Annotated in this window: 13 protein-coding genes; 7 read left to right on the plus strand and 6 right to left on the minus strand. The window is 63.3% G+C overall.

All coding sequences use genetic code 11. The features are described from left to right. Positions 1-48 precede the first annotated feature (48 nt). Positions 49-1299, plus strand: a complete 1251-nt coding sequence (locus U0042_RS08545; RefSeq protein WP_419150505.1) for an aminotransferase class V-fold PLP-dependent enzyme — start codon at positions 49-51, stop codon at positions 1297-1299. A gap of 188 nt (positions 1300-1487) precedes the next feature. Here U0042_RS08545 and U0042_RS08550 read toward each other — a convergent pair whose 3' ends face one another. Beyond that, entirely contained in the window at positions 1488-2567 is a 1080-nt protein-coding gene (locus U0042_RS08550) for an alcohol dehydrogenase catalytic domain-containing protein (RefSeq protein ID WP_114810578.1), read from the minus strand. A gap of 111 nt (positions 2568-2678) precedes the next feature. On the opposite strand from U0042_RS08550, the gene U0042_RS08555 reads away from it, so the two are divergent. Then, on the plus strand, positions 2679-3482 hold the full coding sequence (locus U0042_RS08555) for a helix-turn-helix transcriptional regulator (RefSeq protein WP_114810579.1): 804 nt from the start codon (positions 2679-2681) through the stop codon (positions 3480-3482). Here the strand turns inward: U0042_RS08555 and U0042_RS08560 are convergent. Further along, complete coding sequence (locus U0042_RS08560) at positions 3479-4432, minus strand: LysR family transcriptional regulator (RefSeq protein WP_232833333.1); 954 nt, start codon at positions 4430-4432, stop codon at positions 3479-3481. The genes U0042_RS08555 and U0042_RS08560 overlap by 4 nt on opposite strands. A gap of 142 nt (positions 4433-4574) precedes the next feature. Here U0042_RS08560 and U0042_RS08565 point away from each other — a divergent pair, with 142 nt between their 5' ends. From U0042_RS08565 to U0042_RS08580, 4 genes are all read left to right on the plus strand, one after another. Beyond that, the gene (locus U0042_RS08565) at positions 4575-5417 is read left to right on the plus strand and encodes an oxidoreductase (RefSeq protein ID WP_114810581.1); all 843 of its coding nucleotides are present in this window, start codon (positions 4575-4577) and stop codon (positions 5415-5417) included. A gap of 578 nt (positions 5418-5995) precedes the next feature. Further along, entirely contained in the window at positions 5996-7186 is a 1191-nt protein-coding gene (locus tag U0042_RS08570; protein WP_114810582.1) for a sialidase family protein, read from the plus strand. Positions 7187-7542: 356 nt separating this feature from the next. Further along, positions 7543-8139, plus strand: a complete 597-nt coding sequence (locus U0042_RS08575; RefSeq protein ID WP_114810583.1) for a TetR/AcrR family transcriptional regulator — start codon at positions 7543-7545, stop codon at positions 8137-8139. 49 nt (positions 8140-8188) lie between these two features. Then, positions 8189-9670 (plus strand): MFS transporter, encoded by a 1482-nt coding sequence (locus U0042_RS08580; protein ID WP_114810584.1) that lies wholly within the window; start codon positions 8189-8191, stop codon positions 9668-9670. Positions 9671-9838: 168 nt separating this feature from the next. On the opposite strand, the gene U0042_RS08585 is transcribed toward U0042_RS08580, so the two are convergent. Genes U0042_RS08585 through U0042_RS08600 form a run of 4 tightly spaced genes read right to left on the minus strand, consistent with a single transcriptional unit; the run spans position 9839 to position 12467 of the window. Further along, positions 9839-11092, minus strand: coding sequence for an MFS transporter (locus tag U0042_RS08585; RefSeq protein WP_114810585.1), 1254 nt, complete (start codon positions 11090-11092; stop codon positions 9839-9841). Next, entirely contained in the window at positions 11089-11418 is a 330-nt protein-coding gene (locus U0042_RS08590; RefSeq protein WP_114810586.1) for a hypothetical protein, read from the minus strand. Before U0042_RS08590 ends, U0042_RS08585 begins: the two co-directional genes overlap by 4 nt. A gap of 2 nt (positions 11419-11420) precedes the next feature. Next, a complete protein-coding gene (locus U0042_RS08595; protein WP_114810587.1) occupies positions 11421-11984 on the minus strand; it encodes an isochorismatase family protein in 564 nt (187 codons plus the stop codon). Between the two features lie 30 nt (positions 11985-12014). Next, on the minus strand, positions 12015-12467 hold the full coding sequence (locus U0042_RS08600) for a MarR family winged helix-turn-helix transcriptional regulator (RefSeq protein ID WP_114810716.1): 453 nt from the start codon (positions 12465-12467) through the stop codon (positions 12015-12017). 338 nt (positions 12468-12805) lie between these two features. Here U0042_RS08600 and U0042_RS08605 point away from each other — a divergent pair, with 338 nt between their 5' ends. Beyond that, a complete protein-coding gene (locus U0042_RS08605) occupies positions 12806-13936 on the plus strand; it encodes a DUF1176 domain-containing protein (protein WP_157977809.1) in 1131 nt (376 codons plus the stop codon). The last annotated feature ends 299 nt before the right edge of the window (positions 13937-14235 follow it).

Raw genomic sequence — 14235 nt, forward strand, 5'->3', positions numbered from 1 at the left:
GGAACAAGTGAGATGAGTAGTCGCGGGCAGTTGTTTTCCGAATCGGTCATGCAAGAGATCAAGCGCCGCTTCCATTACGTCGATCACGACGTCGACGGCCGTGCGCGCCTCTTCTTCGACAACGCTGGCGGTTCATTCAGACTGAAATCGGCATTGGAAGCGTTCGCGAAGATCGACGCGTTGCCGGATTGTCCCGAGCGAATCCACGAACGCGCACTGGTTTTGCAGGACATCCAGACGCGTGGCGAAGACGACATCCGCCGCATTCTCAACGCGCGCGACGGCAGCGTGTATCTCTCTCTGACGGCATCGGCGGCGATGTTCGAAATGGTGCGCGCGGTGATGGAGAACGTGCCTGGCACGAACGCTGTAACGACCATTCTCGAGCATCCGTCGTCCTTCGACGCGATGACGCTGTACTGCGAGCGCACCGGCAAGACGCTGCGCGTCGCGCCGAGCAACGCCGAAACGGGTGGCGTCGATGTCGATGCCATCGTTTCGCTCATTGACGAGGACACGTCGCTATTGAGCGTGATGTACGCGTCGAACATTTCGGGAGCAAAGCTGGATATCGCGGCCATCGTCGAACGTGCGCGCGCGCGCAAGCCGGATCTCTACATCATCGTGGATGCGGTCCAGCACGCGCCGCACGCGGTCATCGACTTGCAGAAGACACCCGTCGACGGCATCAACTTCGCGCCATACAAATTCTTCGGCTGCCGGGGTGCGGGCGTGGCGTGGCTGTCGGAACGGCTCGCGGAACTTCCCCATCATCGGCTCGCCGCCAAAGAGAAAGGTGTCTGGGAACTCGGCAGTCCCGCGCCGGCGCAGTTTGCCATGGTGAGCGCAATTGTCGACTACGTCGCATGGATCGGCGCGCAGTTCAGCGACGCCGAAGACCGCCGCGAACGCTTCGTGCAGGGCATGCACCGCATCGAAGAACACGAGCGAGCGCTGCTGTCGTTGATGCTCGACGGCAGTGATGGACAGCGCGGGCTGCGAGCGATCGACGGCGTGCGCGTGTTCTGGGATCACGACGATCTGACGCGCCGCGATCTGATCGCGGGCATCGGCTTCGATGGTCTGGATCCGACCGCCGCCGTGCGCGCATATGAAGAGCGCGGCGTGATCGTCTATGAGCGGATTGCGACAAGCCTCTACTCGGGGCGAATGTTGAAATCGTTCAACCTCGACGGTGCGGTGCGCATCTCTCCGTTGCATTGCCATGCGCCGAGCGACATTGCGAGGTTCCTCGCTGTAACGGAGGACATTGCGATCACAAGCCGGCTTGCGAGATAACGCGGGGTGAGGAGGCGACGCATCGAAATTTGGCTTTGTAATTCGGTGCGTTCCTGGCGCTATGTCGGCATGGCCGCCATCCGATTTTTCTGTAGCGAAGCGATGCAAAACCCATGAGCCGATAGTCGGTCGCGCATTGCGAACGCACGCCGGGTCGCGAATCCCGGTTGCTATCCGACCGGAGTCGCTTATGGCGCTATCACCGTCATCCGGAACGGGCCGCCGTTTACCGCCGCGTGCACGACCGCCTCGTTCGCGTCGTCGAGCGCAAAAACCCTCACATCGAAGTGCCCCAGGTCCAGCAACCCGCAGCGGATAAGTCCCGTCATCAACGTCACCGCTTCCTTCGGGTACATCCACTTGCCGCGCAACGTGATGTCGTTACGCATGATCCATGGGTACGGCAGTTCCAGGCCTGCGCCGCCCAGCATGCCGACTCCGCCCATTAGCACCACCCGTCCATACGGACGCACTGCCATAACCGCGGCACGCACCGTTGTCGCGGACACCGACGGCGGCATCAGATCGATCACGCAGTCGATCGGTCCGGGAGCCGCCTCTTGCATGCGTTTGCGATCGCCGGCTTCATCGCCGGTCAGTGCAACGGTGCGCACCCGTTCGCCGAAGCGGCGCTTGAGGTCCGCGAGCGCCTGCTGGTTACGACCGGGCGCCACCACGCATCGTGCGCCGATTGCCAACCCCACCGCCACGCAGGCACTGCCGAAGTTGCCGGTCGCGCCGCTTACCAGCAGGATCTCGCCTGCGCGCAGATCGGACGCGAGCAACCCGCCATAAGGTACGAGCAAGGTGTTGAGCGCGCACCAGCGCGCGGCATCGGCGCCGTCGATGTCGCCGATACGCACCGCATTTTCGGTGGGCACCCGCAACCGCTCGGCAAACGGGCCGTCGTGAAAGTAGCGTTGCAACCGCTTGCCGCCGTCGCCGCGCGAACTCCAGCCTTGCAGCACGATGTCGGGCATCAGCGCGTCGTCGCGTGAGCGCACGGTCGGGTCGCAGAACACCCAGTCTCCCGGACGCAACTGTGTCGCATCGGGGCCGACGGTCCTGACCCGGCCAATCGCGCCGCAGCCCGGCACGATGGGCAGTTCGATTGGATAGCGGCGCTCGCCGCCGAACACTTCCTGCGCGTATGACAGGACCGGCGTCGCAACGACGTCGACGATAACCTCGCCCGTACCGGGCACGGGGTCCGGTATCGCTTCGATGGCGAGCGGCGTGCCGAGCCTCTTTAGAATCGCTGCTTTCATGAGACGTCCATCAGGGGTGACGACAGGACGATTCTGGCAGGCCTATCATCTGCAACAAGGCCCGGCACGATCCCAGGATTGCCCCATACCCCCTTGCCCGAAGCGGAACCGATGACCACTCCCACCCGAACCCTCTTTGGCGACTTTTTGCGCTCCCGACGCAAGAAACTGAAACCCGATGCCGTAGGCCTGAACGACGGTCGGCGACGCCGCACGCCGGGTTTGCGGCGTGAAGAAGTCGCGGAACTGGCGGGCATCGGTGTCGACTGGTATGTGCGGCTGGAGCAAGGGCGCGACGTCAGTCCGTCGGAAACCACACTCGATGCGCTCACCCGAGCGTTGCGGCTCGATCAGGCGGAAGCCGCGCATCTGCGCGCGCTCGCGCGGCGCGCCGAGCCGCGCGCCTTTGTGCCTGAGGACGTGCCGCCCACCGTAGCGCGGATCGTCGCGAGCCTCGAGTTGCCGGCATACGTGACCGGCCGTCGCTGGGACATTCTGGCGTGGAACGTAGCCGCAGCCGACCTTTTAGGTTTCGACCGTCTCGCCGAAGCTGACCGCAATATCCTGATTTACATGTTCATCGAGCCGGAAGCACGGCGGCTCTTCGCCACCGGCTGGGCCCACGAGGCGCGCAGGATGATCGCACTGTTTCGCATGACTTACGATCTGCATGCTACCGATCCGGCGTTCGTAGCGCTGGTGCAGCGGCTATGCGCAAGCAGCGCCGAATTCGTGTTGTGGTGGAATGCGCACGACGTGCGCAGCGGCGGGGCAGGCGAGAAGGTGCTCGCGCATGCACGGCACGGCACGCAACGCTACGAATACGCGACGTTTCAGGCGAACGACAATTCAGCGCTGAAACTTGCGATTTACACGCCGGTCGATGCCCCGGCGACGAAGCCGCGCTCGAGCTAATCCGGCTGGCGCTGCGCAACGTCCGTTGCCAAATGGCCGGGTTGCCGCGCCCGTAAAACCGTCAGGAGCGCAGCCAGCACCGGAGAAATCTGCTTGCGAGAAGGGTAATAAAGATAGAAACCCGGAAAGGGCGCCATCCAGTCGTCCAGCAGCCTGACCAGCCGGCCCGATGCAAGCCAGTCTGCCGCCTCGTGGTCCAGGACATAAGCGACGCCGAGCCCGTCCGCTGCGGCGTGAAGCATGAGCTCTGGCTCGTTGAAGGTGAGCGGCCCCGAAACGGCGATCTTCAATGGCCGGCCATTCCGTTCGAACTCCCAGGCATAAAGCGTGTCGGCGGAGACCATCCGGTAGTTGATGCAGCGGTGCGTGGCGAGGTCGTGCGGCGTTCGTGGCGCGGGATGCCGCGCGAGGTAAGCGGGCGATGCGACGACTGCCATCCGCAGTGCGGGGCCGACGCGCAGCGCGACCATGTCTTTCTGCAATTTCTCTCCGAGCCGGATGCCGGCATCGAAACGGTCCGCCACGATATCGCGAAATCCGTAATCGATGACGACCTCCACGACTGCGTGCGGATGTGTCTCGCAGAACGTGTCGAGCACGGGCCGAATAACGGCCTCGTAAGCCTGCCTTGTCGCGGTGATGCGCAGCGTGCCGGAGATCTGGTCGCGCGCCCGGCTCAGCTCGGCCAACGTGGCATCGATCGCCTGCAATGCCGGCTCGAGCGTCAGCAGCAGTTTCTCGCCTGCCTCCGTCGGCGCGACGCTGCGGCTTGTCCGCCCGAGTAATACGATACCGAGCCGCTGTTCGAGCCGCTTGATCGTATAGCTCAACATCGAATTCGATACCCCAAGCTCGGCTGCCGCGCGCGTGAAGCTTCGGGTTCTCGCAACCGTCGCGAAGGCGAACAGGTCGTCAAGGCTTCCTCGCGCGATCATTCCATGAGATTGCATGACTCTTTCGAATTGTCCGGGATGATTGAAAGAGTAAGCGTAACTAGAATCCGCTCAAAGTGCTGCGGCATGGGATGCCCGTTGATGAACGATGGCGGCCGGCGAATGGGGCGAACGAAAGGGGCGAACGAAAGGTGCGGATATGTTGATGAAAGATGCGGTGTGGCTGGTCACAGGATGTTCGAAAGGGCTGGGGCGAGCGCTCGCCCGACGCGCGCTCGAGTCGGGATATCGCGTCGTGGCCAGCGCACGGGAGGCGGAGGCCCTCGAGGACCTTGTCCGCGAGTATGGCGACGCCGTCGCGACCGTCCGGCTCGACGTGACCGATACAGAGCAGGCAGAGGCGGCCGTTGCCGCTGCTCACGAACGATTCGGCGCCGTCGACGTGCTCGTCAATAACGCGGGGTACGGATACCTCGCCGCAATTGAAGAAGGCGAGGACGGCGATGTCAGGGCGATGTTCGAGACGAACGTCTATGGAACCTGGAACATGATCAAGGCGGCCCTGCCCGGCATGCGCAAGCGTGGGTCAGGGCATATCGTCAACATCAGCTCGGTCGGTGGTCTGACGACGTTCCCCGGCGTGGGCTTCTATCACATGACGAAGTTTGCCGTCGAAGGACTCTCTGAAGCTTTGGCCAAAGAGATCGGCCCGCTGGGCCTTGGCGTGACGGTTGTCGAGCCGGGCGCATTCCGGACCGATTTCCGGGGCGCGTCGATGAAACAGTCACGCGTGCGCCTCGAAGCTTATGCGGGCACGGCCGGCAAGGCTCGCGACAATGTGCTCGCCGGGCATGGAAAACAGCAGGGGGATCCGGTGCGGGGCAGTCAAGCCATCATCGCCGCGCTGGAATCGGACCGGCCGCCGCTGCATCTCGTCCTCGGAGGCGATGCGCTCGATCTTGTCCGTGCCAAGCTTGAGGACCTGACGCGCGATCTCGACACGTGGGAGCGTCTGACGAGAAGCACGGATTACGAGACGTGAGCGGTCGCGCACGAACGCACCCAGATGGGTGCTTTGGCCCTACCGTCTGGCACCTTCGTACGAAAAGCGGCGACAGCGATTTAACTTCGCCTACTACACCACCGCTTCGCAACAGACGCAGTTCCGGGTGAAGGCCGATCCAGAATCACTGGAGCTTGTTGAGGCGCTCATACCTTGGCACAGGCGGACGTGTCGCCGCCAGACCGGTACCGCTCGGTGTGGATTCCGCCCACAGCGCCTCGCTGTATCGCACACATGTCGGGGTACCAGATTTGCAGCCATGTTTGCGCGTCGTGGCGAGGTGCGAAGAACGCAACACGAAGCGCAACGCAGCAGCGCCGATCACTTTCCGTGCGATTGGAATTCCCGGCTTTAAGCGGCGCTTCGGCAACGCGTACTCGAGATCATTCCCGCAGAGGGGCAGTGTCACCGGAAGCGAAGGCATTCGCATTCCCGGGCATTCACTGACGGGCCCCCTTTAGCACGTGTGCGTTATCGGCACCTTCCCGCTCCAGCATGGCTGCACGTCGGCAGGTATGGGAAAGCGCACTAATTTACCTTGGATAGGAGCATATCGGATGAGGATCAGCCCGCGTTTTCTGCTCTTGCTTTGTGCGTTGTCCGGCTCTCTGCAGTTCAATATCGCAATGTCGCAAGAGAGCACCGATACACCGTTTTCTCCCGGCGTGCGCATTTCGCCGGAATCGCCTATCCCGGGAAGTACAGGCTATCCGAGGATTGTGCGGGTGATGAACGAAGCGGGGCATTACACCGGCGATCTGATTGCGAGTTCCCGAAGCGACATCTTTTCCAGTGGTGACCACGGCAAGACCTGGACCCGGATCAGCACAATTGACGCCTCGTCGAATGGACTCACCCTCCGGTGCTGCGAGACCCTGTTTCAGTTGGAGCGGCAGGTTGGAAGTTTGCCGCGCGGCACCCTGATCTATGCCACGGCGTACCTTGAGGGAAAAACTCCCGCCATCGGCTACTTCACGAGCAGCGACCATGGGCGGGTTTGGCAATATCAAGGTATTCCGGTGGCCAGAGGGGATCTCCATCATGGCCTTTGGGAGCCTCAATTCGAGATTGCGGATGACGGCGCACTGGTCATGTTCTGGTCTGATGAGACGGATCCTGAGCATAGCCAGAAGCTTGTCCAGATGCGCAATTATTTCAAGGGCGCGGGCTGGGAAGATCAGCGAGATACCGTCGCCAGCGGCGTCAAGCAGGACCGCCCAGGCATGGCCGTGGTCAGCCGCATTTCAAACGGCCGGTTCTTCATGACATACGAGGTTCAGGGGCCCCGGTTTTCGGGCACTGTACATGCGCGTGTCTCGACAGATGGATGGAATTTCGGTGATCCCACGTATCTGGGTTTTGTGCCAAAGGACGAGAAGGGCGAGTACTTTAAGGTCGCTCCGAATAACACATGGCTTCCCGGTTCGATGAAAGAGAGCGGCCGGATCATCGTAGTGGGCAGGAATCTGGTCGACAGCAACGGCAGGCAGGCCCCGCTCGACGGCGGGGTATTGTTCGCGAATGCCGATTCGGAAGGACAGGGAGCCTGGGCCCGGTTGCCGGCACCGGTGCAAGTCAGCGGCATACCGCCAAGCACAGACATCAATTGCGCCAATTATTCGTCAGCGCTGCTCGCCTATCCGAATGGACGTGGATTGGTGGAGCTCGCGACAAAGCCTGACAATCCCGGCGTCAAATTTGGGAAAGGGTGCACGGTCTACGTCGGCCATCTGGACCTGGGTCGCTAGCAGACCAACGGAAGATGTCCGTTGGCACATTGGGCAGCACTACTAAGCGATTGCGATGCCCTTGGCTGGCAAGCCGCTCGTCAACGTCGCAGGTCGAGGTTGACGAGCGGCTTCAAGCCGGGTGCGGCTGTCCAACGTGACCCGGACTTTGGAGGCGCTCAACACCGGGCCATTTCAGAGGCGCGAGTCGCCGCTGATGTTGCGCGAAAGCACGACTGGCGTGATAACCAGTCTCGTCTTAACGCCAACATTCCTGCGCTAAAGTCCCCGCCGACATACGCGCGTTGACATTGGAATCGATCGGTCTATATAATCGAATCAACTTTCAAGCATCGCATCGTTTGCGAACCTGATCGATGGCAAATCCGGCTGGCGTGGGCCGTCCCCGCGAATTCGAACTTGGCGATGCCGCGCGCGACGCGATGGACGTTTTCTGGGACCGCGGATATGAGGGCGCGTCCCTGCCCGACCTGATGGCCGGCACCGGCTTGTCGCGCGGCAGTCTCTACAAGGCATTCGGCGACAAGAAGGCGCTGCTGCTGGCGGCGCTCGACCTGTACATGGCCGACGGGCTCAAGGCGACCGCCGACCTCCTGTCGCAACCCGGCCCCGTGAAGGATGCGATCCGCGACTCGCTGCTGCGCTATGCGCACCTGTCCGTGGGCGAGGCGGGCCGGCGGGGGTGCCTCGTGGTCGCGATGACCACCGAACTTGCCGCGCGCGACGCGGATGTCGCGGAGCGCACCGGGCGCATGTTCCGGCGCCTGCAGCAGCTCTATGCGGGCGCGATCGTCCGCGGCCAGGCGAGCGGCGAGATCGCCGAGCAGGACGAACAGGTGCTGGCGCGTTTGCTCGTCTGCCAGATCGAGGGCATGCGCGTGCTGGGGAAGACCGGCGTGCCGGAGGGCGACATGCTCGCGCTGGTCGATCGCACGATGCGCCTTCTCGACTGAATTTTTTTACCCAATTTGGAACCGAATGGTTCCGTATGGAGAGCCGTCCATGTCACGAAATGATCCCCTCTCGCCCGACCCGCGTCGCTGGGCCATGTTTTCGGTCCTGCTCGTCGGTGCGTTCCTGCCGCCGCTGGACTTCTTCATCATCAACGTCGCGCTGCCGTCGATCCGTGCGGAACTGGGCGCATCGTCGTCGGCCGAGCAACTGGTCATTTCGTCGTATGCCGGCCTGTACGCGGTGACGCTCATCACCGGCGGCCGGTTGGGCGACCTGTTCGGCCGCGGCCGCATGTTCTTTCTCGGGCTGATCGGATTTGCGACGGCCTCGATGCTGTGCGGCCTCGCGAGTTCGCCGTGGACGCTCATCATCGGTCGCGCGTTGCAGGGCGTGACCGCCGCGATCATGGCGCCGCAGGCGCTCGCTTCGATCCAGGCGATCTTCCCGGAAGCGGAAAAGCCGCTCGCGCTCAGCCTGTATGGCGCGGTGTTCGGCCTCGCCGCCGTGGTCGGGCAGGCGCTGGGCGGGATCCTGATCTCGCTGAACCTGTTGAACCTGGGTTGGCGCACGATCTTCCTCGTCAATCTGCCGCTGGCGATTCTGGTCGTGCTGTTCGGCCTTCCGCTGTTGAAGGAAACGCGTGCGCAGCATGCGCGCAAGCTCGACCTCGGCGGCACCGTACTGTCGATGCTGACACTGGGCGCGCTGATCGTGCCGCTGATCGAAGGGCGCGAAGCAGGCTGGCCCGTCTGGGCATGGGTGTCGCTGATCGCGGTGCCGGCCCTCGCCGCGTTCTTCTGGCGCTACGAGCGCAGGCTGGGCCGCCGTGGCGGCGCACCGCTGCTCGATCCGGCCGCGCTGCGCGCGCCGGGGCTGGGACGGGCGTTGCTGATCGCGCTGCTGCTGTACGCGATCGGCGCGTTCTTCCTGCTGTTCTCGGTGTATCTGCAGAATGCATTGCACGTCGACGCGCTGAGCGCGGGTCTCGTGTTCTTGCCGTTCGGCGTGGGGTTCCTGCTCGGCCCGTTGTCGACTCCGTTCTGCGGACGTCTCATCGGCGCTTACGTCAATCCGTTCGGCATGGGGCTGGAGGTGGTCGGGCTCGTCGGCCTCGCGTGGTTGATCGATGCCACGCCGGTCGGGATGCCACTCATGTCCGTGCCGCTCGCCGCCGCGCTGTTCGTGATCGGTTTCGGACAGGGGCTCGCGCTGCCCACGCTGATGCGCATGGTGACGGGCCGCGTCGCACCGGCGCTTTCCGGCATGATCGCCGGCATCGCCAGTTCGACGCTGCAGGTCAGCACGTCGCTCAGCGTCGCGATCATCGGCGGAATTTTCTATACGGTCCTCGGCACGCGCCAGGATCCGGCCGCCATTGCGCACGCGTTCATCGTCGCGCTGCTCTCGATTTCGTTGTTCCTCGCCGCCGGCGCTGCGCTGGGCATCTCGCTCGCACGCGCGCCCGCCGCGCCGACCTCCGTGCGGGCGGTCGCCCGGCCGGGCTTCGGCCCTGAACGTAGTCGGCCGTAGTCGCCGTCTGTCGTCAGCAGACCCCGAACTTCGAAACGCAATTGTCGCTTGCGGGTCGACTACCACCGACCATGCGGGCGCCCGCCGGCCAAAAGCAGGCCGACGCATCGACCTCATACGGACATTGCAGCGTCCACCCCGCTTCGGAAGCGGACCCCGATGGCTGCATCACTGCAAGTCACGCTGTTCGAATGCGCCTCCGCGTGGCCGATGAAGCTGTTGCGCCATGGCGTGGATGGCGACCATGGCCGCGGCAAAACCGGACGCCGCGCCGACGCCGAGCGCCCAGCGCGGCCCCAGATGGTCGGCTACCCAACCCACCACCGGCGCTCCGATCGGCGTACCGCCGAGCGCAATGGCCACGCGCAGCGCCATCACCCGTCCCCGCATGGAAGGCTCGGTCGTGAGCTGCATCAGGCTGTTGGTCGCGTTGGTGAAGGTCAAGGCGGCCACGCCCACGACGACCAACGCGCCGGCGAAGAACCCGTAGCCCGGTGCGATGGCGGCCAGCGTGCAGCCGATTCCGAAAATCGCGGCGCCGGTCAACAGCGACACGAAGCGTGGGCGATCGCGGCCGGCAGCAAGCAGGGCGCCGGACACCGTACCGATGGCCATGATCGACGACAGCAGACCGTAACCGCGCGCGTCGGTGTGAAAGACACTGACGGCCATGGTCGAGATGAAGATCGGGAAATTCAGTCCGAACGTGCCGATCAGGAACAGCATGACGAGGATCGCCTTGAGGTCGGATCGGCCGCACACGTAGCGCAATCCCCCGGTGAGACTCCCCTTGGTCCGGTGTGCTCGCGCGTTCGTTCGCAGAGCGGAAACGCGCAGCAGAAACAGCGAGGCCACCACCGCTGCAAAACTGGCGCCGTTGAGCAGAAATGCCCAGCCTGTGCCGATCGAAGCGATGACCAGACCGGCCACCGCCGGCCCGATCATGCGCGCCGCGTTGAACGAAGTGGAGTTGAGCGCGACCGCGTTCGGCAGATCCGCATCGCCGACAAGTTCGGCCACGAATGTCTGACGCACGGGGGCATCGAACGCCGACGCGCAGCCTGACAGAAAGGCGAATACATAGACCTGCCAGAGCTGGACGATGCCAGTCACCGTGAGAAGACCGAGCATCAAGGCTAGAACGCCCAGTACGGCCTGGGTTGCCATCAGCAGTTTGCGCTGGTTGTAGTGATCGGCGGCGAATCCCGTCCAGGGCAGCAGCAGAAGCTGTGGCCCGAACTGGAGCGCCATCACGGTGCCCACGGCCGCCGCATTGTGACGTGTGAGCTGCGTCAGCACCAGCCAGTCCTGAGCCGTACGTTGCATCCACGTGCCCACGTTGGACACCAGCGCGCCTGCCGCCCAGACGCGGTAGTTGACGTTTTTCAGCGAACGGAAGACACCGGTTGCCGGAGGGCTCACGAATGCCCCGGTGTATTGCCGCCGTGGAAGCGGCCGAAATGTCGAGCCGTGGGCAGGCTAAGGGCCAGGACGCCGAGCCCGAGCGCGATGGCATCGCTCGTGTCTCTCAGATCGAAATGTCCGACACGGCAAAGGAGCAGATAGCCCACGACCAGATTGAGAAAACCCCAGAGCACGTTCACGGTCGACGAGGACAGCCCTTGCCCCGACGGCTTCGCGAACGGACTTTGGAACGGTTTTCCCATCAAGCCGCTGACGTAGTGCGGCACGGCGTTCGTGAGAAAGGCGCCGCCAAAAAACCAGGATACGAGATGAAGCCATTCCATTCTCAGACGCTCCTCGTTGCCAGCAGATCGATGATGTCCTGAGCCGTGCCCGTTTCGCCCAGCTTCGGAAAGACGTTCTTGATGCTGTAGTCGTGGGCCTCGGCACGCGCGTCAGTCATGGCGTCGAGGGCTAAGGTGACGTTGAAGCCATGCTCGTAGGCCTGGCGTGCGGTCGACTCGACGCCCGTTCCGGTGGCGACACTGGTGACGACGACCTGGGTGACGCCCAGGGCCTTCAGCCGGTTTTCGAGGTCGGTGGTGGCGAACGCGCCCCAGCTTCGCTTCGTCACGACGATATCGCCGGGCTGCTGATCGAGCTCGGGGATGAAGTCAGTCCACCCAGCCGGATACGGTTCGCTGCGGCGCTGCCGCTCGGTGCGGCCAGGCGCTGCGCCGGCAACGTTGACGAGAACGACCGGCAAGCCGCGCTCGCGAAACGCGTCGAGCAGCGCGCGCGAACGACTCACGATCCCGTCAATGGGATGGATGAAGGAGGAACCCACGATGCCTTTTTGCAGGTCAACGATGATGAGGGCGCTGTTCGCATCGAGCGTGGTGACGGCCATCTTGTTTCCTGAAATGGGGTGGGCAATGGCCTAGAAGTCGGCGAGTCGCTGTAGCAGTTTGATCGCGGCCATGAGTTCGCCGTGTTCGCGGGGAGACAGTTGCGCCTGGAGGGCGCGGACAAGCCAGTCTTCTTTCGCAGCGCGGCTCGCCTTCAGCTGTTTCCGGAAACGGGGCGTCAGGTTTATCAGCGTTTGCCGGCCATCTGCCGGGTCGGGTTTCCCACTGACAGCGCCCATCGCCTCCAGACCGGCTACCGTGACACGCATGGACTGCGGCCGCACGCTCTCTGCCCGGGCAAGGGCGGAGACGGTTGCAGGGCCGTCGCGATCCAGACGCAGGAGAACCGACTTCTGGGCGGAGGTGAAGTCCCCCGGATGCGCCTGCTCCCGCAACCGTCGAATCAGTTTGCCCACAGAAATGCGCAGCTCGCCGGCCAGCGCGGCCAACTCGGGAGTCCCGGACGTGTTTGCTTGTTTCATCATGAAGCGATGATGGTATATATACAGGTTATCTGTACAGAATAACTGTAGATATATCGCCTTGAAAGCCGCCATAGAGGGTGCGGCGCGCCGATCGTCCGCAACGGGGCGTTCGGAGCCGCTGTCGGTGCGATGCGCAGCACCATGCGTCGTTTGGCCCGAAAATCCGAAGTGGATACCGCTTCGGTAAGCGCCCGACCCAGACCGTCTTGAAGGATGGGCGACCGAAGGCAAGCGGTCTGCCAGATCGTTCCTATGCTGTGTGGTCGGCCTCCCAGGGCGCACGGGAATCCAGATGTTCCGCTGTATCCGCAACGTTGCTCGTCATGAGGGGGAAGAGCATGGTCAATCGTGGTTTGAGCTTCGTAATGCTATTGACGTTGGGCGGCCTGTCATCATCGTTTGTCGTGGCTGCGCCCAAAGACGATTTCTCGTTCTTTCATGACTTCAAGAACTGGGAAGTCGTTTGCGACAACGTGAAACGCTGCGTGGTGCAGGGGGCCAACGACGAAGCCGGGGAGGGCGAGGAGGTCGTGGTATGGCTTTCGCGTGATGCCGGACCAGACGGCGGAATGCGACTCGAAGTCGCTTCTGGGAAGGCGGTTAGCGCGGATCAGATGCGCATCGACGCGCGCGCATTCAGTACTGATCCGGCGAAATGGAAAACGTGGCAGGCAGATTCGGCTCAATCGTACGGCAGACGCATGGCCACCAACGACGTCTCCGTGATCACCGCCTGGGTGAGCGCGGCGCGGGATGCGCAAACGATGAGCCTGGGTGATCCGGCTGCTGCGCACGCAAGGAAGCTCTCGCTGGCGGGTTTGAGTGCGGCGCTGCTTGCGGTGGACAGCGTACAGGGCCGGGTGGGGACGGTTACAGCATGGCGGCGAGCGGGAACGGCACCGGCATCGTCGGTACCGGCGCCGTTGCCTTTGCCTGGGGTCCCGCCGGCAGCGCCTGCGCCACAGATGTCCGCGGCAGAGCAGCAACGGCTCGTTGACGCGACGTTCACGAGATTTCAGGCCGACGTCCAGGGCTGCTACATGGGCGACGACGAAGGACCGCTAAAAGCCGCCCCGAAGGGCAGCGGAGCGCAGGCGCTTTCGGCGAGCGACGCCCTGGTGATGCTCGACTGTGCGGACCCCTCGTACAACGGTGCCAGCCTGTGGTACCGAGTGAGCCGCAAGCCGCCCTTTGACGGTACGCGGCTGCAATTGAACGGGAACACCGGCGTAGGTGCCGATACGGACAGCGGAGAGCAGCTCAGCAACGGGCTCGCTGGCGCCCGCTACGACCCAGGGCAACGTTCGCTCGAGAGCTTCGAGCGGGAGCGCGGTATCGGCGATTGTGGCGCAGTGACCAGGTGGATCTTTGACGGCACGAAGTTCGTACTGGCAGCGCGTCGCATACAGGGCCAATGTGCTGGCATTGACGTGGATGACTGGCCGTCGCTATATCGCACGAGACCGTAATGCGGCTCCGGGATTGAGTAACGGAGGAGCGGCACGTGCTGCGTAAGCGCCCGATCCCGGTTTGCCGTTGAGTTTGAACCTGCGAGGATCAATAGGCTTGGTTTCGAATTCGACAACTGGGCGTCTTCGGGGGGCAACCCATCTTTCGGGTTGACTCTCAACGGCAGCAGGAACGAGCAATCAGGCGCATCGTCCGCTTTCGAACAGAACAAGCGGCTGCTTGCTCCGGCTCCGCAACCGGCCCATTCCGCACCTCCCCAAAAAAAACGCCCACCACTCACCGTCCCAAAAAGTGAATG

The organism is Paraburkholderia kururiensis, assembly GCF_034424375.1.
In the GTDB taxonomy this organism is placed as follows: domain Bacteria; phylum Pseudomonadota; class Gammaproteobacteria; order Burkholderiales; family Burkholderiaceae; genus Paraburkholderia; species Paraburkholderia kururiensis_A.

Excerpts from the sequence above, each read along its gene's own strand:
- U0042_RS08545 (WP_419150505.1), top strand. The coding sequence starts at position 49 with ATGCAAGAGATCAAGCGCCGCTTCCATTACGTCGATCACGACGTCGAC.
- U0042_RS08550 (WP_114810578.1), bottom strand. The coding sequence starts at position 2,567 with ATGAAAGCAGCGATTCTAAAGAGGCTCGGCACGCCGCTCGCCATCGAA.
- U0042_RS08555 (WP_114810579.1), top strand. The coding sequence starts at position 2,679 with ATGACCACTCCCACCCGAACCCTCTTTGGCGACTTTTTGCGCTCCCGA.
- U0042_RS08560 (WP_232833333.1), bottom strand. The coding sequence starts at position 4,432 with ATGCAATCTCATGGAATGATCGCGCGAGGAAGCCTTGACGACCTGTTC.
- U0042_RS08565 (WP_114810581.1), top strand. The coding sequence starts at position 4,575 with ATGTTGATGAAAGATGCGGTGTGGCTGGTCACAGGATGTTCGAAAGGG.
- U0042_RS08570 (WP_114810582.1), top strand. The coding sequence starts at position 5,996 with ATGAGGATCAGCCCGCGTTTTCTGCTCTTGCTTTGTGCGTTGTCCGGC.
- U0042_RS08575 (WP_114810583.1), top strand. The coding sequence starts at position 7,543 with ATGGCAAATCCGGCTGGCGTGGGCCGTCCCCGCGAATTCGAACTTGGC.
- U0042_RS08580 (WP_114810584.1), top strand. The coding sequence starts at position 8,189 with ATGTCACGAAATGATCCCCTCTCGCCCGACCCGCGTCGCTGGGCCATG.
- U0042_RS08590 (WP_114810586.1), bottom strand. The coding sequence starts at position 11,418 with ATGGAATGGCTTCATCTCGTATCCTGGTTTTTTGGCGGCGCCTTTCTC.
- U0042_RS08595 (WP_114810587.1), bottom strand. The coding sequence starts at position 11,984 with ATGGCCGTCACCACGCTCGATGCGAACAGCGCCCTCATCATCGTTGAC.
- U0042_RS08600 (WP_114810716.1), bottom strand. The coding sequence starts at position 12,467 with ATGATGAAACAAGCAAACACGTCCGGGACTCCCGAGTTGGCCGCGCTG.
- U0042_RS08605 (WP_157977809.1), top strand. The coding sequence starts at position 12,806 with ATGGTCAATCGTGGTTTGAGCTTCGTAATGCTATTGACGTTGGGCGGC.